This window comes from Clostridioides sp. ZZV15-6388 (assembly GCF_020657755.1).
Classification (GTDB): domain Bacteria; phylum Bacillota; class Clostridia; order Peptostreptococcales; family Peptostreptococcaceae; genus Clostridioides.
Map to the genome: position 1 here is coordinate 1 of NZ_JAGWCU010000020.1, position 26031 is coordinate 26031.

26 protein-coding genes and 1 pseudogene are annotated in these 26031 nt (G+C 29.7%); 1 reads left to right on the top strand and 26 read right to left on the bottom strand.

From position 1 onward, the window contains the following. Positions 1 to 350: 350 nt before the first annotated feature. From KGF48_RS12615 to KGF48_RS12690, 17 genes and pseudogenes are all read right to left on the bottom strand, one after another. Positions 351 to 590: a hypothetical protein gene (locus KGF48_RS12615; RefSeq protein WP_227839119.1), complete on the bottom strand. Its 240-nt coding sequence runs from the start codon at positions 588 to 590 to the stop codon at positions 351 to 353. A 96-nt stretch (positions 591 to 686) separates the two neighbouring features. Continuing rightward, on the bottom strand, positions 687 to 1031 hold the full coding sequence (locus KGF48_RS12620; protein WP_227839120.1) for a zinc ribbon domain-containing protein YjdM: 345 nt from the start codon (positions 1029 to 1031) through the stop codon (positions 687 to 689). A gap of 1106 nt (positions 1032 to 2137) precedes the next feature. Then, entirely contained in the window at positions 2138 to 2572 is a 435-nt protein-coding gene (locus tag KGF48_RS12625) for a helix-turn-helix domain-containing protein (RefSeq protein ID WP_227839121.1), read from the bottom strand. A 337-nt stretch (positions 2573 to 2909) separates the two neighbouring features. After that, positions 2910 to 3542, bottom strand: a complete 633-nt coding sequence (locus tag KGF48_RS12630) for a ketohydroxyglutarate aldolase (protein WP_227839122.1) — start codon at positions 3540 to 3542, stop codon at positions 2910 to 2912. Positions 3543 to 3648: 106 nt separating this feature from the next. Continuing rightward, the gene (gene dapA, locus KGF48_RS12635; RefSeq protein ID WP_227868114.1) at positions 3649 to 4545 is read right to left on the bottom strand and encodes a 4-hydroxy-tetrahydrodipicolinate synthase; all 897 of its coding nucleotides are present in this window, start codon (positions 4543 to 4545) and stop codon (positions 3649 to 3651) included. A 4-nt stretch (positions 4546 to 4549) separates the two neighbouring features. Then, positions 4550 to 5152: an SIS domain-containing protein gene (locus KGF48_RS12640; protein ID WP_227868100.1), complete on the bottom strand. Its 603-nt coding sequence runs from the start codon at positions 5150 to 5152 to the stop codon at positions 4550 to 4552. Between the two features lie 63 nt (positions 5153 to 5215). Beyond that, on the bottom strand, positions 5216 to 6487 hold the full coding sequence (locus tag KGF48_RS12645; RefSeq protein ID WP_227839123.1) for a PTS ascorbate transporter subunit IIC: 1272 nt from the start codon (positions 6485 to 6487) through the stop codon (positions 5216 to 5218). 27 nt (positions 6488 to 6514) lie between these two features. Further along, complete coding sequence (locus tag KGF48_RS12650; RefSeq protein ID WP_227828608.1) at positions 6515 to 6802, bottom strand: PTS sugar transporter subunit IIB; 288 nt, start codon at positions 6800 to 6802, stop codon at positions 6515 to 6517. 15 nt (positions 6803 to 6817) lie between these two features. Continuing rightward, the gene (locus tag KGF48_RS12655; protein WP_227839124.1) at positions 6818 to 8899 is read right to left on the bottom strand and encodes a BglG family transcription antiterminator; all 2082 of its coding nucleotides are present in this window, start codon (positions 8897 to 8899) and stop codon (positions 6818 to 6820) included. A 369-nt stretch (positions 8900 to 9268) separates the two neighbouring features. Further along, positions 9269 to 9790, bottom strand: a complete 522-nt coding sequence (locus KGF48_RS12660; protein WP_227828606.1) for a cysteine hydrolase family protein — start codon at positions 9788 to 9790, stop codon at positions 9269 to 9271. Positions 9791 to 9995: 205 nt separating this feature from the next. After that, positions 9996 to 10820, bottom strand: a complete 825-nt coding sequence (locus tag KGF48_RS12665) for a CPBP family intramembrane glutamic endopeptidase (RefSeq protein WP_227839126.1) — start codon at positions 10818 to 10820, stop codon at positions 9996 to 9998. Between the two features lie 103 nt (positions 10821 to 10923). Beyond that, positions 10924 to 11721, bottom strand: coding sequence for a MerR family transcriptional regulator (locus KGF48_RS12670; protein WP_227828604.1), 798 nt, complete (start codon positions 11719 to 11721; stop codon positions 10924 to 10926). Positions 11722 to 11918: 197 nt separating this feature from the next. Then, positions 11919 to 11987: pseudogene (locus KGF48_RS20685) on the bottom strand (hypothetical protein); the annotation flags it as partial. 506 nt (positions 11988 to 12493) lie between these two features. Further along, on the bottom strand, positions 12494 to 13348 hold the full coding sequence (locus tag KGF48_RS12675; protein WP_227828603.1) for an acetyl-CoA hydrolase: 855 nt from the start codon (positions 13346 to 13348) through the stop codon (positions 12494 to 12496). A 31-nt stretch (positions 13349 to 13379) separates the two neighbouring features. Then, positions 13380 to 13892 (bottom strand): DUF1097 domain-containing protein, encoded by a 513-nt coding sequence (locus tag KGF48_RS12680; RefSeq protein WP_227828602.1) that lies wholly within the window; start codon positions 13890 to 13892, stop codon positions 13380 to 13382. Between the two features lie 94 nt (positions 13893 to 13986). Continuing rightward, entirely contained in the window at positions 13987 to 14943 is a 957-nt protein-coding gene (locus KGF48_RS12685; RefSeq protein ID WP_227868101.1) for an NAD(P)H-dependent oxidoreductase, read from the bottom strand. A 26-nt stretch (positions 14944 to 14969) separates the two neighbouring features. Beyond that, on the bottom strand, positions 14970 to 16358 hold the full coding sequence (locus KGF48_RS12690; RefSeq protein ID WP_227868102.1) for a hypothetical protein: 1389 nt from the start codon (positions 16356 to 16358) through the stop codon (positions 14970 to 14972). A 272-nt stretch (positions 16359 to 16630) separates the two neighbouring features. Here KGF48_RS12690 and KGF48_RS12695 point away from each other — a divergent pair, with 272 nt between their 5' ends. Beyond that, complete coding sequence (locus KGF48_RS12695) at positions 16631 to 17512, top strand: LysR family transcriptional regulator (RefSeq protein WP_227839129.1); 882 nt, start codon at positions 16631 to 16633, stop codon at positions 17510 to 17512. A gap of 100 nt (positions 17513 to 17612) precedes the next feature. Here the strand turns inward: KGF48_RS12695 and KGF48_RS12700 are convergent, their stop codons facing one another. From KGF48_RS12700 to KGF48_RS12740, 9 genes are all read right to left on the bottom strand, one after another. Further along, positions 17613 to 18605, bottom strand: coding sequence for a sugar kinase (locus KGF48_RS12700; RefSeq protein WP_227839130.1), 993 nt, complete (start codon positions 18603 to 18605; stop codon positions 17613 to 17615). Between the two features lie 4 nt (positions 18606 to 18609). Continuing rightward, positions 18610 to 19350, bottom strand: coding sequence for a 2-dehydro-3-deoxy-phosphogluconate aldolase (dagF, locus tag KGF48_RS12705; RefSeq protein WP_227868103.1), 741 nt, complete (start codon positions 19348 to 19350; stop codon positions 18610 to 18612). Between the two features lie 64 nt (positions 19351 to 19414). Further along, positions 19415 to 20524 (bottom strand): DgaE family pyridoxal phosphate-dependent ammonia lyase, encoded by a 1110-nt coding sequence (locus KGF48_RS12710; protein WP_227868104.1) that lies wholly within the window; start codon positions 20522 to 20524, stop codon positions 19415 to 19417. A 17-nt stretch (positions 20525 to 20541) separates the two neighbouring features. Further along, positions 20542 to 21675: an amidohydrolase/deacetylase family metallohydrolase gene (locus KGF48_RS12715; protein WP_227839133.1), complete on the bottom strand. Its 1134-nt coding sequence runs from the start codon at positions 21673 to 21675 to the stop codon at positions 20542 to 20544. Between the two features lies 1 nt (position 21676). Further along, positions 21677 to 22771, bottom strand: a complete 1095-nt coding sequence (locus KGF48_RS12720; RefSeq protein ID WP_227868105.1) for a MupG family TIM beta-alpha barrel fold protein — start codon at positions 22769 to 22771, stop codon at positions 21677 to 21679. Between the two features lie 134 nt (positions 22772 to 22905). Further along, a complete protein-coding gene (locus KGF48_RS12725) occupies positions 22906 to 24207 on the bottom strand; it encodes a PTS transporter subunit EIIC (RefSeq protein ID WP_227839135.1) in 1302 nt (433 codons plus the stop codon). 225 nt (positions 24208 to 24432) lie between these two features. After that, positions 24433 to 25134: a GntR family transcriptional regulator gene (locus tag KGF48_RS12730; RefSeq protein ID WP_227868106.1), complete on the bottom strand. Its 702-nt coding sequence runs from the start codon at positions 25132 to 25134 to the stop codon at positions 24433 to 24435. Positions 25135 to 25346: 212 nt separating this feature from the next. Beyond that, a complete protein-coding gene (locus KGF48_RS12735; protein ID WP_227839137.1) occupies positions 25347 to 25664 on the bottom strand; it encodes a PTS lactose/cellobiose transporter subunit IIA in 318 nt (105 codons plus the stop codon). Between the two features lie 47 nt (positions 25665 to 25711). Next, positions 25712 to 26023 (bottom strand): PTS sugar transporter subunit IIB, encoded by a 312-nt coding sequence (locus tag KGF48_RS12740; protein WP_227828590.1) that lies wholly within the window; start codon positions 26021 to 26023, stop codon positions 25712 to 25714. Positions 26024 to 26031 lie beyond the last annotated feature (8 nt).

Genomic DNA, 26031 nt, shown 5'->3' on the forward strand with positions numbered 1-26031 from the left:
AGTATATTAGGATTTTCTTATTTGTATTTATCTTATCACATCTTAATAAAAGTAATTGCTCTTTTCCATGACTGATTATAACTTTGTTTATGATATAATTTTATGTTACATTTTTAAATTGTATTATTTTAAATTTTGCCTTGATTTTTATCTACATATCTTATAAATACAATATCTTATAAATCCAGATAAAAGTGATAATAGTATATTAAGGAGGACAGATAAAATATTTAGAACCCCCATTTAAAAATAATCTATTACACTCACACAAGAAAATATATAAATTATCCTTTAAAAATCTATAAGCTAAATTTGTCACAAAAAAAGAAAGAAATACTAAGATTTCTTTCTTAACCAATAATATATTCTAGTAATGTACCTTTTTCTATCTGTTTATCCATTTCTAACCTTTCATTTGGGCCAAATGTTATCCATAACTTTACTTCACCATTTTCATCACATCCAGCTACTGCTTCTCCATCTTCACTATCTTCACAGCATCTGTACACTATAGGTACTACTTTTTTCATTTCTTCCATTACTTTATTTACATAGTAATCTTGTTCTTCACCTTTTAAAAAATAACACATAAGCTACCCTCCTAATGAATTTTCTATTACTACATTAAATTTATATCTGTACAATAGCTATATAGATTATTTCATAAATATCACAAATTTTTTATACTATGCTTTTTTGACAACAGAAGACTTTAGTTTCATAGCTCCAAAACCATCTATTTTACATTCTATATCATGCCCATCAGATGGGTCATGAATTAAACGTATACTTTTTACTTTTGTTCCTATCTTTATAGAGGATGAACTTCCTTTTACTTTAAGGTCTTTTATTACTGTTACAGCATCTCCATCATTTAACACATTTCCATTTGCATCTTTAATAATGTTTGTATCTTCTTCTGTATCTAATCCTAATGTCCACTCATAAGAGCATTCTGGACAAACTAGAAGAGTTCCATCTTCATAAGTATATTCTGAATTACATTTCGGGCAATTTGGCAAATTTTCCATATTTATATGTCCTCCATTTATTATTTTTAATTTTATTTTTAAATATATAAAATTTCTTTTGAGCCTATATAATACCACATTATACTTATATTGACAAATACATCCCTATACTTAGAAAAGTAAATATCTCTTTTTAATACTTGCCTATTGTAATTAAGTTCATAAAAGAAAAAGCAGTCAATCTGTCATAATCAACCGCTTTTAAAAATAAAATTTATTTTTTATCAATCAATATTTCAATATCACTACAGGATTGCTCTAATTCATTTACACTTAGATAATATTGTAAATAGAATTGCCTAATTGCTTCTTCTGATGGCTTAGTATAAATTTTTTCACTTCCTAATACAATTTTTTATAAAATACAATCCAATGAAGATATACTTCTTTGTCCAGCTCGAATGCTAAAGGTGTGGCTATTATTGATTTACCTAATGCTATAACTTCAAAATTTATTTACATTATTACAAAACTTCAATTTGTAAAGTTGATTTCTTCTAATTTAGGCAATAGGTTTGATTTATTGCAAACAAAACTTGATTTATTTTATATATAGGGTGGAATTTATTGTTTCTTAACCATAATTTTCTTATATTTATCTAAAATTTGCCTTCTTTTAATGAAATTATGTACAAAATAATAGAAAATCATATACATTTAAATATACTATTTACAGTGTTTTGTATTAACTCTATAAGTCCGATTGACCATTGCTATTTTTATTTTTTTGATTCTATATTTATGTTATATACTATACACATAAATACTGTATCTATTACTTATAATATAGTTCTCTGTTATACTTTTAAAAGTACTTTCTTCACTAAAAAATAACCACATAAGTAATTATCTTATATGGTCTATGTTAATTATTCATTATTATAAAGTTTTATTTTTAAATATCCTACAGTAGATATACTAAAATTGTTTAAATAAATTTAATAAAATACTTTTCTCCCTGGCTCAATTTATAATCATTTAATATAGCATAAGAAAATAATCCTAATCTAATCCTGTTATCTATTAATGCCTTAAAAATTTCTATTGGACTCATTTCATATACCTTATCTTGCAAATCTATAGGTTTAACCTTTTTAAAATTTAATTTATTCTATCTCTTTTTTTACATATTCCAGTATATAACTAATTCCCATACCTATAAAACTACCAACTACCCCCCACATAAAATTATCTGTTACAAATCCAATTGATATACCAATTATAAAACCAGCTATAATTAAATTATCTGATGGGTCATTTTCTTCCTCATTTTTATCATAATCTGTGATATTATCAGTAGGTAATTTACTTGCTACAATCGTATCTTCAACTTCAGTTTTATTTTCATTAACTATTAAATCATCTAAAGTTACATTAAATAGAGTTCTTAATAATATTAGATTTTCTATATCTGGATATGTTTTATTAGATTCCCATTTTGATATAGCTTGCCTAGATACATTTAGCATTTCAGCAAGTTGTTCTTGTGATAAATTTCTTTCTTTTCTTAGTCTTTTTAAATTTTCCCCCAAGTTCAACATAATCACCTCATCTCAATTTAAATTATATTTATCTATTGGTTTATTCACAAGACTTATATGGTTGCATCTTGTTAACTATTAGTTGCATTGCTGGATTTATCTACATTTCAAATAATAAAATTATAAATAATAAACCGTATCACTTACTTGTAACATGTTTATCTGTTACACCTATTAGGATATTTTATTTTCTATGTATTGTTTTATAACATCTAGTGGAACACCTCCTACAGTGAGGAAGAGGAATTTCTCCTCGTATATTAAAAATAAGCTACTCTACATAAAAAAGAAAGCTGTTACACATCAATTTATAATTGTTCATGCAACAGCTCCAACTTTAAGCTTCTCTTGTATTTTTAATTATTTCACGAATCTTTCTAGCATTTTCAGCAATATCTTCAACGCTACCTTTGGTTAATAACCCACCAAATCCACACACATCAACACCATTTTCCAACCATATATGTAAGTTATCAAGAGTAATTCCACCACTTGCCAATATCGGCATATCAGGTATTGGTGTCTTGAATACCTTCACTAGTTTAGGTCCATAGAAATCTGATATTGGAAAAGCTTTGATAAAGGTAGCCCCTAAACTCAATGCATCTACTGCTTCTGTCAATGATGTACACCCTGGTGCGTAAGGAATTTGATATCTATTACAAGTTTTTGCTACACCTTCATTGTAATTCGGTGCAATAATGAACTGAGCTCCATGTAAAATGGCATGACGAGCTGTTTCGCTATCCAAAACTGTTCCTGCTCCTACACAAAGTACTTTCCCATACTTCTTGCTAAGCCCTTGAATAATTTCCCCAGCATTATTCAAGGTATAACTCATTTCTATAACTGGTACTCCACCTTTAATACAGCCTTCAGCAATCTCACATGCACGCTCAAGTGTTTCCGCCCTTACAATTGCTAGAGCTCCACATTCTACCATTTTTTTGGTTATATTCATCTTTTTCATATCGTTCACCTCTGTATTCATTAAAGCGTTTTAATCTCTATTTAATTTATTAATATTGCTTATAAGACATGTATTCTCTACACATTAACATAATTGCCTGCTCTATTTATAACACTTTATTAAACATTGCTCTATAATTTTCAACTACTTGCTTAATTTCTTCAAGTACTTCTCCAGTTGGCTCAGTTACAGGAAGTCGTGCAGGTCCAACATTAATTCCATTTAAGACAACAGTTTTCTTTATAACAGATGGGATAGTCCCAAACTTTAGAATACGACGAAGTTCTTCAATACTATTTTGAGCTTTTTGAGCTGCTTTTAAATCACCCTTGATAAAGTTATCATAAATAGCAATATCAATCTCTGTTAGAAAATTTGCTGTGGCTGCAACAGCACCTTGCCCACCAGATTTCAAGGTGTCAAGAATAAGTGAATCTGAGCCTGAAAATACACTGAAGTCTTCATTCCTAGTTATTTCAATATAAGCTTTTATATTATCAAGCTTACCACTACTATCCTTTATTCCAACAATATTCTTTACCTTAGATAATTCACATACTGACTCAGGTTCAATATTAATTCCTGTCTTACCTGGCATGTTATACATCATAATTGGTAAGTTAACTGCCTTAGCAATAGCTTTATAATGTAAAATTAATTCCTGTTGTGTTGGAGCCACAAAGTATGGCGTAATAATCGATAATGCACTTGCACCTATGTCTTCCATTCTCTTAGATAAATTTATAACTTCACGAGTTGAATTGCCACCAGTACCAACAAAAACTGGTACACGATTATTAGTATGATTGATAACAATTTTTGCAAATTCAACCTTTTCATCATCTGTAAGTACATGACATTCACCATTAGTTCCTAAAATAAATAATCCATAGATTCCTCTATCAATTAGATAATCAATCAACTCACATGTTGCATGTGGATTGATATTTTGATTTTCATCAAATGGCGTTATCATTGCACATATAATACCTTTATATTTCATAAAATTACATTCCCTCTCTAATAGACTTTCCAAGACTTCCTCCTGGGTGCCACTTCAAATACTGCTGTGCATCAAGACCTTTAGCGTACTGAAGTGCAACACTTAATGATTGTAATACTATAGTTTCAGCAAGAATTGACGCACGAGGAGCCTTATTAAGGCAATCGCCTTCCTGTTTAACACCTGCAAATAAAAATATATCAGAAGAATTTTTTAAGTATGAATCAATATTGCCACTTACACCAATTATTTTTGCTCCATTTGCTTTTAATGTTTCAACAGTTGCTTTTAATTCTTTAGTTTCACCACTATTAGATATTGCAATAACAACGTCACCCTCAAGTACTTGACCACTTGACCCATGTACTGCTTCTGTACCATGCAATATATATGCTGGTGTCCCAGTTGAAGAAAGCAATGAGGAAATATATCCTGATACATGGCCTGGCTTACCAATACCAGTTACATGCACACGTCCATGATTCCTTTCTGCTTCGAAAATTAAATCACGTGCTTTGTTTATAGATACTTCATCTATTGAAGCAATGAACGTCGCAACTTCATTAGATAGATTCTCTAGAAATACAGGTAATGTATTTTCTACCATAGATTTATCCTCCTTAAAATTATAATGGTAATACCTATTGTCCTTGTATAATATTAATATGTCTTAGATAGGTTTTATAAATTGTAAAATATTATGTAATATTGAACCAACCACGTTATAATCAATGTTAGGGAAAGTTGCACCTTCTATACCAAGTGTCCCATAAACTGGATATAGTATAACTGGTAAGAATGCAAGAAATAATCCTACAACGAATGAGCCGACAATAGCTCCTCTCCATCCACCTGATGCATTACCAAATACTGCAGCTGTACCACCTGAAAAGAAACATATATGAGCGGCTGGAATAATTACTACAGGGAATATATTAGGAAGTGATGCCATAATAACAATTGCTAATAGACCAGCAGCATATGCTGAAATAAATCCGATAATAACTGCATTTGGTGCGTATGGAAATACTGTTGGTACATCTAATGCAGGACGTGAACCTGGAATATATTTTTCTGAAATAATTACGAATGCTGCAGTTATTTCAGCCAAGAACATACGAACACCTGACATTAATATTGACATACCAGCTACGAATGTAAATGCTTCTATAAGAGGGAACACCAACCAGTGTGTTGAGCCAGCAAGTTCCTGAGTAAATGCGTGACCAGCTTTTAATGTTGCTACATAGAATAAGATTAGCATAACTATAGACAGACCCATTAAGAAATCTCTGAATATTGATAACCACTTAGGAAATTTAATCGTTTCTGTTGTTTCTTCTTTATGCTTTGAAAATAAACGACCAATATAACCTGATAAACCATAGCCAATCATGTTGAAGTGACCAATAGCTTGTTCATCCCCACCTGTTAGTTCACGCATAAATGGTTGACAGAATTGAGGTAATGCAGCAGACATAAATCCTAAGATAGTACCACCTACTAAAATAGTAATTGTATTATCGAATCCATGTGCTTTCATAATCAAAACTAATACACAAGAAAAGAATAAACTATGACCTGTTGTAAAGAAAATATTTTTGAATCTTGTAATACGTGCAAAAACTAAGTTTAATATGAATCCAAGAATCAATGTACATGAAACTGCAAAACCATATGTACCTTGTGCAAGTGCAGTAGCTGCTTCTGGTGAAGCTATAACACCTGTAATTCCAAAACCTTGTTGGAATAATTTATTGAAGTTCTGTAATGCTCCAGTCATAGCTGAAGCACCAATACCAAATATCAAGAAACCTATAAGTGTTTTTGAAGCTCCAGTAAATACTTCAACAGCTGGTTTCTTTTGAAGAATCAATCCTATAAATGCAACTACACCAAGTAAAACAGCTGGTGTACTCAATAAACTAATAATAAACTCCATAAATAGCCCTCCTTATTCTATTAAATTTTATTTTTCTTTCGATGCAAGAAATTTTTCTAATGCCGTTTTAATTTCATTACGGTCAACAATATTGTGAATTCCAATTATATCAAATTTCAAATCTTTATTTTTTAACTCTTCAGCAACATCAATTAATGTTTCTACAGCATCTCCATTGAATCCATTTAATGAGTCTAATGAACCATGCTCTACTTCAATTGGAAAATTATTTTCCTTAATAATTTGTTGAGTCTTTATTTTTAACATCAAACTTGAGCCAACTCCTGCTCTACATGCGATTAAAATTTTATACATAATTAAATCCCCCTTTTATAATTCGTGTTTTTTTATAAAATCAATAATTTCATTGGCTTCCTTAGCATTATCTAAAACTCTAAAGAATTCCTCTTCTTCCAATAATTCAACTAACTCAGACATAGCACGTAAATGACTATTATTATCTATTGCACTTAAGCAAAATACATATTTTACAGGGTCATTATCATCATTTCCAAACTCAATAGGATTTTCTAAAGTAGCAATCCCTATTGCAATTTCTTTTGACCCTGCTTCTGGTCTAGCATGTGGAAGTGCCACATGTTTTGTAATTACTATGTATGGTCCAGATACCTTTGCTGAGTTAACCATAGCATCGACATAGTCTTCAGTTACTTTATTATTTTCAACTAAGACAGAAGCTGACTGTCTAATAGCCTCCTCCCAATCTTTAGCTTTTATCCTTAGTTTTATTAGTGTTTCATTAGTAATGTCACTTAGCATAGGTCCTTCTCCTTCCTTAGACGTAAAATTTTCTATCTGTGTAAAATAAGCTAATAACTCACTTGAAAGCATACTCTCAGAAGTTACTTTTGCATATTTTTTTATTATATCCATAACCTCATCTATTTTAGGTTGCCTTAAAAAAATATCACCCAATTGAATGTACACTTCACGTGTAACCTTATATTTTTCTTTTGGGGTCATAACAGGACTAACTTTAATTACTGGAACGTCTGTTTTTAAACCCTCTGCCTTATAATTAGTAGTAAACACAATGTCTACAGATTCACTGATATTTTCCAACTCAGAGGATTCTAATATTGGTAGAAAATGCAAATCAGGGAACAAGCTTGTCAGTTCTGCATGTAAAATAGCTGAACTACCAACACCATTTGAACAAACTATCAATGCTCTCCTTTTTCTAGGTCCATCAAACTCTTTTTTATCTGAGAAAAGGGTTGCAAAATGCATAGTTAAATACGCTAATTCCTCTTCTTGAATGTCTTCTCCAAATAGCCCACAAAACTCTTTCATTGCATTACTCACAATTCTGTAAACTAATCTATATTCTTCTTTTACCTTTTCACAAATTGGATTATAAATAGGCAATTTAAATAAAAGTCTGTAATAGGCTGGTCTAAAATGAGAATATAGTCTCTTAAATATTTTTTCTTGGCTTATATAATAAACTCCACTTAAATATCCAAACTTTGTCATCATTTTATTTACAATTTTTGAAATAACAGCTCTATCTTCTGTATCTTCTTCATCATTTCCTACTGATATACCTAAAATCCAAGCACTAATATACATTATATTATGAGATTTTATCTTCTCTTTACTCTCATATACTTCTAATAGTTCCCTAGCAAATTTGTATTCCTTCATCGAACTCATGACTGCAATATTAGGAATATCTATATTTTCTTGAATAACTATTCTATTTGAATACATTCTTGCTTTTAGAAAGATAAAGATATATATGAACTCTATTAATCTATCTTCAACAAAAGTAATTTCATATTTTTTTACAAGCTTTAATATAATTTTTTTAGCTTCTTCAAAACTATCTAACTTATACTCTTCAATAAAAATATCAAATACTCTTGAACTTTTCTCATTAGATAGCGTTTCTATAATGTTTTTAATAAGTACTCTTCTAATTTCCATCTCATTCCCGACTAAGTAATATCCGTTTATACGATTGTTCTTAACTTTAATGTTCTTTTTCTCAAGCCCTGGTATCAAATCTTTAAAATCAAGATTTACAGTAGACCTACTTACTTTTATAGAATCTATAAAATGATTAATTGAAATATCCTCCAGATTAATAAAAAGCATTAAATACATATATAAAATTCTTTCTGTTTTGCTAAAGTAGTAAGTATTCTTAGAATAGTTTTTTTCTAGGATTTCTTTAATTGCATCTTTTGTATCTTTTTTAACAATAATATCTTTATCAGCTCTTAAATATATAAGTGGTACTTTTTTTACTTTAAGTATGTCATTGATTTTATTTATTCTATAAGTAATTTGCCTCTTTGATGCATTAGATTCTTCTTGTAGTTCATCAGCTGTAATCAATGTGCTATTTAATAAAATCTGAAGAATTGATACAATTTCTTTGTCCACTTCTATTAATCCCTACTTTCTTATTAAGATTAGTCTTTATATTATCGCTGGATTTTCATCACCTCCACAATATTTATTTTATTTGATAATTTTAGCCTTTTCAATTTCATTTAAGTCTAACTTTTGTTTTAGATTAAGACAAAAATTAAACTTATCTAAAATACAAACTATAGTACAAGTATATATTCTATACATAAAATACATAAAAAAAGAGTTTCTTAAATAAAGGAACTCAAGAAAAATTAGATTTAAAGAAATAAAAATCACATCAATTTTACATAAATTATTACACCTAAAAAGGCACATCAATTCAAATTAATATGCCTTATTTAGCTAAATTTTCTTTCTTATATAGTAGTCTATACTTATCTATTTCATTCTTTTAAGTGTTTCTTCTAAAGAAATACACTCTGCATATCTTCCATTCCATATAAATTCATTGTAGTATTTATATGATTGTTCTGCTGACATAAATGAATTGCCAACAGTTGTATTTGCATAAGCTGGAACTATTATATTAAATCCATGCTCAAATCCACATTTTATAGTGGCATCAATACAGTAATCTGTTTGAAGTCCAGTGACAATTACATCTTTTTCGCTCTTATTTGTTAAGTATTCTAATAAACCTGTTCTCTTAAAAGAACTATTTACTTCTTTATCAAATATTTTTTCTTCATTACATGGTTTAAATTTTTCATATATTTCAAAACCATCATTACCCTTAGTTAATTCATTTTCAGCCCCATCATCATGACGTATGTATATTACTTCTATATTATTTTTTCTTGCTGTATCAATTAAATTCTCTACGTTTGCTACAAATCCATGAAAATTATACAACTTTTCATTTGTTATTAGTTTTTGTGTATCAACAACCAATAAAACCATATCTATTCCTCCAGGTTCCTAAAACAATTTCTTTATATTTTATCATAACAGTAAATAATATCCTATAAATTTTTTATTTATAAAAAACCTACTAAAAATAGAATCAGATTTAAGAGAATGCTTACAAATATTTTTCACTTAAAATTAATTAATAAGTAAGGGAGAATCATATCACTCATTTATGACATGATTCTCCCTTACACTCTTAAAGAGTTTGTGTTGTGTTTTTAGAAAACTTTTTATATAGTGCATTTCTTGGATTTATAGCTATCAATACAATTGCAAATACCAAATATAATATTGCATAGTATTTTATAAGTTCTATTAAACTTCCACTAATTATCCCAATTAGAAAATTAAATAGTTGATGTATTATAATAGATACTAACAAAGTTTTATTTAAATTATAAAAAGTTGCCACTATAATACTAGTTGATATAATCGCAATCATAAAAAATATAATATATTTTATTAAATCAATCCCTGTAAATCCTGTTGTAAACCATATTGGTAAATGCCACATCCCCCACCAAAACCCTACTATTATTGATGCTTTTAAAGGAGAATGTTTTTTCTGAAGTTCACTTTGAACAAATCCTATCCAACCTAATTCCTCACCTAATGGACCTGCAAATAAATTTTTTAAGAATAAATATATAAACGCTCCCCATGATGAAACTGTGAAGCTAGGCATTATTCCATGATTTTTAGATGTTAATATAAGTATAACTACTATAGCTATTAAAACTTGTATACTAATTACTATAGATACTATTGAAAATTTAAATTTATTTCTAAATCTATCTTTTACATATACTAGAAATTTTTCATCTGGGTAAATTTTTTTAAATAATATCATAAATGCAAAAGTTGATGACCAGGCTGATATACACAAAGTAATGTCAGATACCACTGTTGGAAGTTTTAACATTCTAGTTGCTAATGCTAATAAAAAAAGTGGTAAGAAAATTATATTTGTTAAAATAATAAAACTTACTATAGGTCTTTTTAATGTTTTCTCTACTATCATAAGAACCCTCATTTCAAATTAATATTTAACTGCTATATAAGTTATAATTGCTTATACAATGAGTTTAAACCTATGAGTAAGTCTCAGGTCAATGTTTTTTATATTATTTTTTTATAGGTGCATATATTTCTAAAAATATGCGTTCAAGCCCTTCTTCGTAAGTAGTAAGCAATATGTTAACATAGACTATTCCAAGTAAGTCATATCCATTTTCTATTGCTATTTTTCTTAATCGGTCTTCCACCTTATCATCAATATTTTCTCCTCCAGTTGACCATCTTCCATCTTCAATAATAGTATAAATGCAATTTGGATGAGCGAGAACTTCACCTTCTATGTTTTTGTCAAAGCCCTCTATTTCTTTTACAATTATAAACTTCTCTCCTGTTATGCCTTCTTGACTAAAACTTATTACTCTTCTTAAAGCAGTTAATGTAACTGCTTTTTTTAGACTTTCTGTATTCTCTCTTAAAGTTTCATATTCATCATATTCAGTAACACTTTTTATTCTACCCTTTACTTCTAAAGGTTTCATTTCTTTTATTGCGTATTTCCCAAAATATTTTTTAATTTTGTCACAGTCTTCTTTAATTAACTGAATCTTTTTTAAAAGAAGCTTTTTATATTCTATTTCTTCCAATATGATTTGTTCTTTCTCTTCTAGCAAAAGCTCTAAATTATTTATACTCTTGCTTTTCATTATTTCTTGAATCTTTTTAATTTCTATATCAATTTCTCTATAAAAATTTATCGTTGTAATATCATATATATCAAACTGATTATATTTTCTATATCCATTTTCATCATTTTTCTTAGGTTTTACTAATCCCTTGTCTTCATAAAATTTTAGTGTATCTCTAGATATACCTAAAAATTTAGATACTTGTCCAATTGTATACATTGTATTCTCCTATTATTGATATATGCTCTTTATGTTCATTAAATTGCTTCCTATTAACAATTCCAGCATCTTCTAAATCTCGAATTGTCAAAATCAGCTTAGTATTTCTTAATCTTTGGAATTACTCTTTTTATTTCTCCAAAACATGAGTACACCATTTCTCATCTAATAATTCTAGTACATTTTTAACTGAGTATTTATCTATTTTTACCTCTATTATCAGTAAGAGATTCTTGTCCATTAGCTTTATATTTCCTAAGCCAAGTGTAAACTTGTTAATATGATAAGTTATAAATATTATCTTGTCTACATATTTCTAATAATAATACTTTACTTACAATATATTCTTGCACATATTTAATTTTTATTTCAAAAGATTTCCTAGACATAAAAATATTCCCTTTATTCTAACAGTTTTATTATTTCAACTGTCTACCATAAAGGGAACATCTTAATCTTTAAATACACTCTAAATTCTTTTTTAACAAATATTATCAATTTATTCTAATGCTGTTATTTCATATTTATTAGCCTTATTTATCATCAATATAAATATAAAACTACATATAACAGCTATAACCATTACTATAAATGTTGAATAATTAAGAATATCACCTAAAAATTGAAATCAATCCAACAACTTGTAGCTATTGTACTTGCTGATACATATTGTCCAACTTCAATTGCCACACCACTTATTTGAGATACTATGGCTAAACCGGATGCCTATAATAGTCATTGTGCACCACTTGCTTGTTATGAATTATAATTTTTATCTCATTGGAATATATCCACGATACTGTGAATATGCATCCATAGTTGCTATATCGCCTAAGAATACTGATGCAATATTAAATTGCGGCTTTAAATATGGGAACTCTTCTTCTTGTGCCCATTCTGGCTTTTTGATAAATGATTTTGTTCCTTCAACCACAGCTTTATACCATTCTTCTTCTCCTTCAAACCATAGTTCTACTACACGATCAAAGGCAGTTGCTCCATAGTTAATCATAATTTTACTACTTACAAAACGATTAACATAACAGCAGTTTGTAAAGTATGGAACTACTTCATCATAGAACCATTTTTCTCCTTCTTCTTTAGAAATGCCATCTGGATACTTAATCATAAATTGCCAGCGATAGTTTGGTCCATCTTGTACAGTACGCCCTTTTCCTCTAAAATCTTCTTCCCAGTTTATTGGAACAAAAGCAAATATAAATGGTGGACATCCGTTATCCCCACCTACTGCACGTCCTGCATCTCCACTTTCTGCATTCTCATGAACTTTTTTATTCTCCACATCTGGTATACACCCTTGCCAACGGAGAACATCCATAGGCATGTATTCTGTCATAATTCTATTTGCCATTTCAGGCATATGTTCATCTACAATCCAATAGTGCTCTGTTAATTGCATCTTACGTACACCAAAACGTTCGCCTTCATCTGGTGTAGGATACGCTTGATAAAAAGCATATTTAGTACAATATGGTCCAAAATTACTAATACTATCTGGAATATGGTAGCGATATAACCAGTCCATTAATTTAGGTCTATACTCTTCCTTAGCAAGTCCTACATATATTAAACTTCTCATTATTTTAAATTCAAATCCCATAAACATTCTCCTATAATCAAATTATATTCACATGCTTTCAATTTCCCGTTTTTTTATCTTTCTTCAAAATACACATAGTAAATAAATCTACACCTGCTCCTACATACCACACTCCTACTACCATAGCCACAGCAATTTGAATATAAAGACCTTGTAAGTTAATAATACTTTCACCTGTCATAATAGTTAGACCTATGGCCCAACCACAAAGCCATGCTGGTAGGAATATTATTTTTTCAAATAAAGATGCAATTATAACTGCAAAAAATCCTAATATGCTAAGAGTTAAAAATAATTCTAGGTTTGGATTGAAATTCATACACTCCATAATTAAAATGGCCAAAACTGCCCATAAATCTCCACACCAAAAACCGAACATTATTTTTAATCCATCTTTTCGTTTATTACCATTTGTTACATATAGTCCTGCACAAATAAGTGCTACAGCTCCAGTTTTTATTCCTATATAAGGTGCTAACACTGCCCATAAAGGAGGTAGTAAAGCAATCCCTATAGCTAGTGTTAATATTTCTTTTTTCTTTCTATCCATTTCCTATATTATAATTAATAGCTTCTATAGCTTGCCTCATTCCGACTAACCTCATTGATATTGGATTTGCAATCATAGATACTATAAATTTTAATTATTCTCCTAATGAAAGTTCAACATGCTTTTCTTTTGTTGATGGTTCTATAAAATTGTAAGCTGTTTTTCTTTCTTTAAATTCTGGTGTTTTACGAACTTCTGCATAATGGCCTTCCATTTTCTTAATATCATCACCATGTATAAACTTGCCTGCTAAAGTATCATGAGCATGACCTAATTGTTCTTCTTGGAAACTAAATACAGTTTTTCCACTTGCAGTATCTAATTCTCCAACTATACCACATAGAGCACATATTGATTTTTTAGTACCTGGCTCAAGATAGAATAATCTATTATTACAATGTGGACAGACTCCTTCTTCTCCTTGGTATAAAGCTTTGTCAAAATCTTTTGCTGCTTCAACTATGTTTAAACCTATTTGATGAACTTGAGCAAGTTTTGAGTCATCCATTACTAATTCCTTTGCCCATGGGAACCAAGCATTATCTATAACTTTCCACATTGGTATTAAGGCTAGCATAGCATGCTCACATTGAACTCTTGTACCCCAGTCTGATCCTCCTATTCCCATGAATGATATTACTTTATCATTAAGCATTCTTGGGTCTGGAATTTTTCCTCCTGTAGCTTCTGCAACTTTTGTTCCTATAATATTATTTCCTCTATCTGCTCTTGGTCCAAAACGATCCATTATAGTATGGAATAATCCTGATGCTCCTTCTTCAAAGATAGGGTCTGAAACTACTATCCCATCTGCACCTTTCATTTTGTCAAGTAACCATTCAAAATCATCCTTTAATACACACATACTACCTTTTCCAGATAATAAATTCTTAACACATGCACAACATCCAGTACAATGTTTAATGTTAAGAGATGACATTTGAATAAATTCTACTTCAGCTCCTGCTTCTTGAGCACCTTTAAGTGCCACTTTACACATTGTGTCATTATTTCCATTTTTTGTTCCAAAAGAAATACCTAGTATTTTCATTTTCAACTCTCCCTCTTTAGCATTTATTAATCTTCTTTCATTTTTAATATATAGAATCCATCATCCAAGGCATCTATGATGATGTAACCTCTATCATCAACAATAAGATCTTCTGTTACTGCCAAGCGTGGTCCAGGGAATCCTGGGAAATAAGATTCTTCTGGTGTTTTATTTGGATTTGGTGGTATAAAATATGCTAACTCTTTGATGTAATATGAATCTGATACATCATAAACCCTTAATCCTGCATGGAAATAACAACAATATACTCTATCTCCTCTTTGTTCTAGCCATGGTTTATTATCCATTGGCTCATGAAGGTTATGTGGTCCAAATGGCCCTGGTTTTCCTAGCCCTGCAACATTAAAGTTAGGATATGGGAAATCCTTCGGTACTTCAGGATATGGGAATTGAGCAATTAATGTTGGTCTTGTTGGATTACTAACATCAACCATATGTATATTATTCATGGCTTGAACATCTGTAATATTCTCTGGCTTAAAAAATTGGAAACGTTCTCCCTCATTTTGCACAACAACTAAATCTCTTCCTGGTAATGGTAGTGCTGTATGAGTTCTTGCTCCTGCAAGTCTACTAGAAAATGCAGGCATAAATGGTAATTCACCTAAACATCTTGGTCTTGTTAAATCCTCAACATCTAGTACAACTAAACCTGCTCCACCATAACCACAATATGCTTTTCCATCTCTTACAAATGGAGGTCCATGAAGCCATCCTTTATCCATAAATTCTGGACAATGAGCTGCCCCTGGATCAAAAGTTCTATTTGGATATCCATCTGCATATTGGTCTGGTCTCCACCACTTACCTATTTCCACTGGATTAGTTGGATCTATTATATCTATGACTCTATAAATCAGACCTTCAAAACCAACACAATCACTTGATAAATGGACATATCTTCCACCATTATACATAAATCTATGGACACCCATTACATGCTTTAATCCACAATCCCAGTATCCTAAAAACTTAGGATTTAAAGGGTCTTCTTTTAAACTATATATTCTAATTCCTGCTTCGCACTTAATACTTGCTAATTTAGCTTGGTCAACAAGTGCTCCTGGTCCACTTCCACAGCTCATAGCTACTATCATTAAATCATCTGCTATTTGAATTTTTGGAGTTGTTGTTGTAGGGTACTCTTTTGGATCTAACATTTGAAAATGTTTTATAAAGTGTGGATTATAAGGATCTGTAACATCACTAATCATTACTCCATTTTTTTTGCTTCCTCCAAAACAACATCCATATAAATAGTATTTTTCATCTCTTTTGTACAGAGCCATTTGAAACATTCCACAAGTTCCATCTAAGTCATTAAAGGAACAAACTTCAAGGTTTTTAACATATCCGTTATTCCCTTTTCCTTTTGCGTAAAATTTATCCTCCATTTTTTCTCCTTTCTCATTTAAAATATTATTAATTGGTATACTTTCATTTTATGGGACAAACTTACTTAAATCCAATATCGTTTTCATGGGAATATATAAGTTATTCTTATTAATAAGTTTATAAAATCTAGTATAAAGATATGTTTAAAACATATCTTTTTATACAAATATTTTCCAATATTCTTTAAAAGTAACTTTTCTTATACTATAATAAGTTTTAATTATATATAAACAATGTTTACAAACAATCAAGTTTAAATAGGGGTGATTATTTGAATACTAAACAATTAGAATATTTTATATCTGTAGCAGAAAATCTAAGTTTTACCAAAACAGCAGAAAAGTTTTATATTTCCCAAACTGCTGTTACACAACAAATTAAAGCTTTAGAAGAAAAAATAAATGTAACTCTATTTACAAGAAGTAAACGACATGTTGAACTAACCCCAGCTGGAAAAGTTTTTTTATCTGAGGCACGTACTATAATAAAAAATATCAATGATGCTATTGAAAAAACACAACAATTTGCACATGGTTCCTTTGGAACTTTGAGTATTGGAATCTTAATAGGATATGAAAAAAACAAATTTCAACAATATTTAAAAGAATTTTCTAATACATACCCTAATATATCTATGGAAATTTGTACTAACGAGATAACTGAACTTTTAAACTTAGTGAAAAATAATTTTATGGATCTTGCCTTTGTTATTAATCCAGAAAATCAACCATTAAAAGATTTTGAATATAAGACTGTAGAAAGATATTCTTTGGTGGCTCTTTTACCCCCTGGTCATCCACTTTGCAATGAGGATTATATTGATTTAATTGAGCTACAACATGAGAAGTTTATTTTTGTAAAGGAAACAGGCGATGAATATGGGCAGAAGTCCATGATACAAAATAGATATCGTGAAGCGGGATTTGTACCTAATGTTGTGCAACGTTCAAATGATCTTAATACTATTGAATCATTAGTTGCCTCTAATATGGGTATATCCATTTTACCTTCATTTTGTGTTGTAGATACTATGATAAAGCAGGATATTGCAATTGTACCCATAAATGAAGTACAAAATAGAATAGAAGTTGTAGTTGTATGGAATAAAAACAATACAAATCCAGCATTAGAAAAATTTATTTCTATAATATAAAATTAATTAATATTAACTATAAAAATAGCATTAACCATCTTTCTATGGTTAATGCTATTTTCTATCTACTTATTATTTAATTTTTCATTCATTATTAATACTATCTCAATATATCTAATTTTTCATTGTTCATAAGTCTAAATACGTGATTCGTACTTACTAAAGAATTATCCCCATAAGTTGTATGGGCTAGCACTGAACTAGCAACCCCGAACTCAACTATATCTTCATTGCTCATCTTTTCCAAATATGAATATATAATTCCTGCTACATATCCATCTCCAGCACCAACTCTGTCATATATTTCTAACTTATATTCCTTACTTTCCAAATAGCCATCATTATTTGATATATATCCCTTTATAAATCTATTGTTCATATCATCAAATCTTCTCATAGTTCCAGCCACAATTTCTATATCATACTCTTTTTTAATCAATTCTGAACTCGATTTTATATCTAGAGTGTCTATATTAAGTATTTTATTTATATCTCTATAGCTAGCAAATAATCCATGGCAATATGGTAGTATTTTTTTATAATCATCTACTAAATTATCATAAGTCTTGTCTGGATTTAGCGATTGTCTAAAATTAAAATCAAAGAATACTTTTATTCCCTTTTCATAAGACTTTTTAGCTAGTTCTAAAGCAATCTCTTTAACTGAATCTGTAAGTTGCATAGCAATCCCACATATGTGGACTACATCTATTCCTTCTAGACAATTATCAATATCATATTCTTGTAGCCTACTCTCGCAAAATGAACTATTTAGCCTATTTAAATAAGTCACTTCTGAAGGCCTTTCTCCATATCCAGTCTCAAGAAAATATACTCCTATATGATTTCCTCCATATGTAATAAAATCATCTTTTACTCCAAGTTTTCTTATGTTTGCACTTGACGCTTTACCTACATTGTTATTAGGCAACTTTGTTAAAATATAGGTATTGTATCCAAAGTTTTGAAGTCCAGATAATATATTTAACCCTGTACCTGTAATTACATAATTTAATTGGTCTGTTTGTGTTAAAAACTTATAATCAGGTACTGAAAGTCTCATCATTATTTCACCAAAAGCTAATATATTCATAAATCTACCCCAATAATTCTTTTATTATTTTGTAAAGTGTTTTTATATCTTCTACTTTTGTATAACCTGTTTCTTTATCGATTATTGATGTATAAACATGAGGTATAACTTTTTCTACACCATTATCAAGTGCAATTTGAACTATCTCTTTGAAGTTATCTAAGTCTATACCTCCTGTTGGCTCTAGATAAAAGTCATGCTTTGCGCAAACTTTTGCAACTTCTATATATTCATCTTTTGTTTTAAGCCCTCCCATTGGGAAAAACTTAACTGAACTTCCTCCCATATCCTTCATCATAGCTATAGCTGTCTCTATAGGAACTATACCATCTTCCTCCTTTGAGCTTAATGGACCTGTAGATATCTTTACAAATCCTGGCTTACCAGTTGGAGAAACTAATCCATTTATTATGCTATTGTCTTGACCAAGTAATGCTCTAGATGTAGCTATACCTGTAAATACTTGGTTTATATGTTGTGGTTGAAGCTCTTTAGAAATTTGAGATACCATATTTGATTGATTTGGGTCTCCAGCTCCAAGTCCTACGGATACTGCATTATCTATTTCCTTTGAGTACTTTTTCATATCTTTAATAGCTTCTTCTACAGTACTATAATTCTTCGATAGTACTCCTACTAATGCATGCCCATCGCAAGCATCATATACTTCTTTAGCATTTTTTATGTTTCCTGCAAGAACATTTAAACAAACTCTATCTTTATAATATTTTGGTGTACAATTCATATTAATCTCCTCTTCTAGTAAAATTTAATTTAATAAGTCATTATCGTTTTATTTACCTTATTTTCTATTTTTCTATTATCTCTTTTATTCTATTATAAATAATATCTAAATCATCTTTACTTACACTTCTTATATCAACCTCTATCTTGCCTTCATTAGCCTTATAATCTCTAGTGTATATGGATATCTCTCCACCTCTAAGCTCATTTATAATTTGTTGTATTGATTTATTTATTATATCTTCATTAAAATTAATTTCTCCACGCAGTATTTCTCTGCCCGCTGAATCTCTAGTTATATTAGCACTTATCCCATTTAGAGTATTTATATTGTCTATAAATGGATTTAGCTTATCCTCCATTTCTTTTAAAGTTACTTTATCATTATTTATATATCTCTCAATTGCACATGTTAAACCTACTATATTTTCTTTTCCTATTTTCATAGCTCTTCCAATACCCTTTGATTGAAGCTTTACATTATCTATATATTTTTTCTTACCTATTACTAACCCTGAACTAGGTCCCTCTATAGCCTTTGCGCCACTGTATATCACTAAGTCTGCTCCTAGTTCATAGTATACTTTTAAATCTTCCTCTGCCGCTGCATCTACTATTAAAGGTAAATTGTATTCTTTGGCAACTTGTACTGCATCTAATACGCTTAGCATACTCTTTTGAACACAATGATGAGATTTAATATACATAATTGCCGCTGTATTGTCATTTATCTCTCTTCTTATATGTTCCTTGTTGCACATATTAGCATAGCCAGCCTCAACAACTTCTCCTCCTCCAAGTCTTATCATTGTTTCTACTGGGACTCCATAGTCAACATTATGCCCTTTTGGAATTATTATTTCCCTTTTAACTTGCTTTTTAGGATTATTTATATTGTAAACTAGACTCATATCATCCCTTGCTATCATTGCACCTACACTCTGTGCAATTCCAGCAGATGCACTAGAAACTATTACTGAACTTTCACACTCTAATAAATTTGCTATATATTCACCTGTTTTATTTACAAGTTCTTCTACTATAAAGAAATTTTTACACCCTTCACCGATTGCTTCAATAACTTCCTTATCTAATGTTGACACCCCTAGTATAGTCATCTTACCTGAGGCATTTATAACACGTCTTACAGAGTACTTTTCAAATACACTACTCATACAATATTCTCTCCTTCCTATTCATTCTCCTTTGTAGACTCACCTATATTCAAATACTCTCCATTAATTACTACCGCTCTTGGCTTTATGGACGTATTTGTGATTACTGACTTATTCAAAGAATCTTGAAGTTCTTTTTCTTCATTCACCACGTCAAATATAGTTAAATCAGCATCATATCCTTCTTTTATTAAACCTTTATTTTTCAAGTTTATTGCATTTGCTGCATTTTTAGTAACCTTATTTATTATATCTTCAAGTGAGTAACCCATATATATAAACTTTTCCATTGTTGTAGATAAGCTATATACTGGACCATTTATTCTATTTTTAATATATATATCTGTACTTATGGTATCTGGAAAAAGTCCCACATCCTTAGCTTTCATTGCAACATCAATACTAAAACTTTCTGTTCCATGACCTACATCAAGGATTATACCTCTTTCTCTAGCTTCTATAATTTCCTCTTTAATCTTATTACCTTTTAATATTCCATTTGGTTTTCCATTATATATATGAGTTAATATATCTCCTTTTTCCATATAACCTAATATATCCTCTATAGTTGGAGGAGAACTTCCAAAGTGAACCATCATAGGTAGATTAAGTTCTTTTTTAATTCTTTTAGCTAACTTCAAAGGTTCAATTCCATTTGAAATTACAACACTTTTACTCATTCTAGCTTTGATTCCAACAACAAAATCTTTATATTTTTTAACTGCATTTTTAAGTTCATCCTCATCAATGTTCATCATATTTGAAAGTTCATCTTGAGATGTTATTCCCTGCTTAGCAATATTTATTAAAGCATACACGTTTGTTTTGTACTTTTTAGTATCCTCATAAAATTTCTCTATATCTAAAGCACCTGTTGTCCCTGTATCTACTACAGTAGTAACTCCACTTTTTATTCCAACCTCATCAGGATAATCTTTATAAATCTCTAACCTTTCGTAGCAGTGTGTATGTATATCTATCCACCCTGCGCTAATAAATGTCTTTCCGTCTAGATTTATAATTTGGTTTGCCTGATACTTAGAATCATCTATCTGATTTTTTACTTCTATTATTTTATCATCTAATATAGCTATATCAATTATACTTTTATCTACTGTTTTTCCACCTTTGATTAATATGTCTATCTTCACTTTACTCTCCCTCTAAAACAAGCTTAAATTTACTCCAAGGTTCAATAAAGTCCAAAAGTATTATTTCATCTTCTGTTATTCTGGCAACCTTATTTTTTCTTTCATCTTCACAATCTTGAAGTATCAACTGTAATTCCCCTTTATACTTTCCAAAGTCATCATTACCAATCACTACATCTCCTCTTTTAAAGATGCCCGTATTATCATGTTTAGGGAACTTTTCTTTAGTATATTTTTTTCTTACCTCTGTAGATCTTGCTACCTGATTAGTTATGTCACCTCTTCTAAAGTGTTGCTCATTTACTATTATTGTTTTTTCTACTTCAGAAGTTTTTTCCTCAGCTACTACACTAAATACAACTTGATATTTATTTACTTCAGACATTCTTTTTAATTCATCTTCACTTGCATATGCATTTCCTACAATAACATAATCAATCAAACCAGTTGCGAATAAGTGCTTAGTTGCTGTAGCTATATCTAAATTTCTATGCATTTCAAGTGTGCAAAGTCCATCATTTATATTCCAAGGTCCTATTGTTGCGTATTTTGAATTAACAAAAGCGGCAGTTCTTATTCCATACTTTTTAAATCTATTTGAACATCTTACAAAGAAATCATATGGCAAGCCTGTACCCCTTTGAGGATAAAAATTGTGACAACCATATATATTATTTACATTTGGCTTGTAAGTAATTATATTATCTAAGTACGCTACATCATTACTCATATTTAGCTCTACTTTTAAATCATATGGATTGAAAGAAATCATAGCTTCTTTACTTCCATCATATCCATAGTCAAGTCTTATTCCACTAGCACTTAACTCATTAAAAAATGTTAAATCATCATAAGATATTTCTAATATATCAAATATATTTGGAGCTATATCAAGGATTACTTCAAATCCTAAGTCTCTTGAATAAGTTATAATCTCTTTAAAATGTTTTTTAACCTCATCTTTTGGTCTTGTAATTGAAAGCATACACATAAATATTCTTTTAAATCCATACTTTGAAGCCATTTTTATATATTCCTTATCATCTTCCATGTTACTATGCTCTGGATATACTGATATTCCTAATCTTCTTTCCATCTTTCTCCTCCTAAAATTACACTTTTTAAAATATATAAAATAAAAGGGAAGGTAATTCCTCCTACCTTCACCTTTAATAATTTGTAAGTTTTTTCTATATTATATACAGTACAAAACTTCTATTATATGTATTTTTATAAACGTTCACCCATTTCTTTTTGCTCTCTTTGTAATTGTTGCTTTTCAAAAACCTTGAAGAACGGATAATAAACAACAAATGATATCGCAAAGTTGATTAATACTAAGATACCTGCCATTATACTCCAGTTAGTACTCATTACTGCTGCTATTGGTGCTGGCATTGCAAATGGTAATCTTGCTACCATCATAGGTATAATACCTGTAATAGTAAGAACATACGATAGAGCTGTCATTATTATAGGCCCAATTATAAATGGTATTCCTAGTATTGGATTCATAACTATTGGTGCTCCAAATATTATAGGTTCATTTATATTGAATAACCCTGGTAAAAATCCTAATCTGCCTAAACTTTTTAGGTATTTTGACTTAGAAAACATAAACATTACAACTAATGCAAGAGTAGCTCCTGCTCCTCCTATCCATACATACCATTGTAAAAATTGTTCTGTAAATATATTTGGCATTGCATGAGCTGATACTCCTTCTGTGAATGCAGTTATATTTTCTGCTATAGACATATCCCATATAGGTCTTATTACTGGACCCATTATAGCTGGACCATGTATTCCAAGTACCCAGAATACTGTTATTAAGAATACTGTTAGTATTCCACCACCTAAACTATTTCCTGATAAGAATCCTTTTAAAGGTGATAACATAGCACTTAGTGCTGCACTTATATCAAATCCTAATATATGTCTTATTACCCAGAATAACATTAGTACTACTGCCGTTGGTAATAATGCAGTAAATGAGTTTGAAACCTCTAGTGGCACCCCTGCTGGCATCTTAATTGTAATATTCTTTTCCTTCATGAAACGATATATCTCAACTGTAATTAATGATGTTACGATTGCTCCAAATAATGATGGTGAATTAAGTTTCGCCATATCCATCCATCTACCAGCTTCTATAACTCCCCCTACGGGTTCAACTACTTGAGTTGGAACTATTGTAGAAACTAAAAATGCCATAACTGCAAGCATCCCAACACCTGTTGTGTCTAGATTATAGCTTTTAGCAAGTGACGACGCTATTCCAAAAGTAGCGTATAGAGATAAAAATCCTACAGTATATCTAAACGGTATATCTAACGTTTCTCTGAATGGAGCTATAAAATCCATATAAGCATCAATAGGTATGTTTAATAATATTGTAAAAAATGATCCCACTATCGTTAGTGGTAATGTTGCTATTATACCTGCTCTTACAGCTCTCATATGTCTTTGATTGCTTATCTTCGCTGCTACAGGCATAATCTTACGCTCTAAAAAACTTGCGAATTTTTCCATAGTTCCCCCCCTATATTAGTGATATTCTCCTTTATTTACAACACAATAACGATTTCATAATGAAAATTAATTTTTATGCAATTGATAATATCACTTATTTGATTAATAAGATTATAACATTATAATCTTTAATTGTAAACATTATAATGTTATAATCTTATTTATTTTTATAAAATAAAATCCTGAGCATATTATCATTTTAATAAACTCAGGATTTTTATTATATTATATTTCATATTTAATTACATAATTTTGTACTTCTGTATTGTATCTTGCAAATGATAACTCAACGATACTATCATTCTCATCATAGGTCTTTCTCTTTCTTCCAAGTAATGTGTCTTTTTCTAGATTTAGAGCCTTTGATACTTCCAATTCTGATTCTTCTATAAAAAATTCATCTTCAAACCTAGTTATATTTATATTTCTCCTATATAAATACATATATAAAGAACTTTCATTATTAAAACTTTCAACAGTTAGATTTTCGTCAAAAGGTATATAATGAGTAAAATATATATATGGTTTACTATCCAAGTAATACATTCTAGTAATCTTGCTACATTTTTCTCCAAATATACTAAATACTTGTGAGTTTGTATCATTTATAATTTTTTCAATTGAAATAGTCTCTTTAGATAACTTATGACCTTTAGATAAAAGTATACTTGAAAAAGAATCTGCCTTAGATAGCTTATTAAAAAGACTATTACTTATTACTTTTGTCCCTTTTCCACTCTTTTTCTCTACATATCCTTCTGATTCTAATATCTCAATAGCTTTTCTAACAGTAATTTTACTAACCCCAAACTCTTGCTCTAACTCTCTTTCTGTTGGAATATTTTCATCGATTTTATATTCATTATTTAATATTTTTTGCTTTAATATCTCTACGACTTGTATATATAATGGTTGATTTTTTAACATGATTCACCTCTTAAATTATATGTTATAATATTATAACATATAATCTTATACTATTAATAGTAAATATATATTAACTTTAAGCTCAATATAAAAAGAGCCCTCAAAATAAACTTAGTGTACTACGCTTCAATTATTGAACCAACATTCTAACGATTGGTGTGCAGTACATAATTTATATTTTTAGAACTCTTTCAATTTATTCTCTTTAATTTTTATTTATCTTGTAACTTCAAATGTAAGTCAACGATTTCCTCAGCTAACTGTTGAAAATTCATACCATTCATTAAGTGATCTTGTGCATGTACAAGTATAACACTCATTTCAGTCTTATTCCCACTAGCTTCATTTTGTATTAATTCTGTTTGGTATCTATGCGCCTTATTTATAACTTCCTTAGACTCTTTTAATAATTCTTTTGCTTTTTCTATGTTTCCATTTTTAGCTTCTTGTATTGCCTCAAAAGCTAATCCTTTACCTTCACCTGCATAGCCTATTATACCAAAAGAAATCTCTATAATCTTTTCGTCCATCCCTTGATTCTCCCAATTTATATATTAAAAATACGTTATATTTTCTATTACTTAGCGTTGTTAAGTTCTATTGCTCTATCTAAAACAGCTTTTCCATTAACTGTACCATAGTGCATCATATTTATAACCTCTACTGGTATATTATGTGGCTTAGCTATTTCCTGAGCCTTAGACAATACATATCTAACTTGTGGCCCTAATAGTAAAACATCACATTTTTCTATTTCATTTTGTATATTTGATTCTGGTATTGCCCAAATTTGTGACTCTATACCGCTTTCTTTAGCAGCATCTTCCATCTTAGTAACTAATAAACTTGTAGACATTCCCGCTGAACAAGCCAACATTATTTTTATCATATATTTAC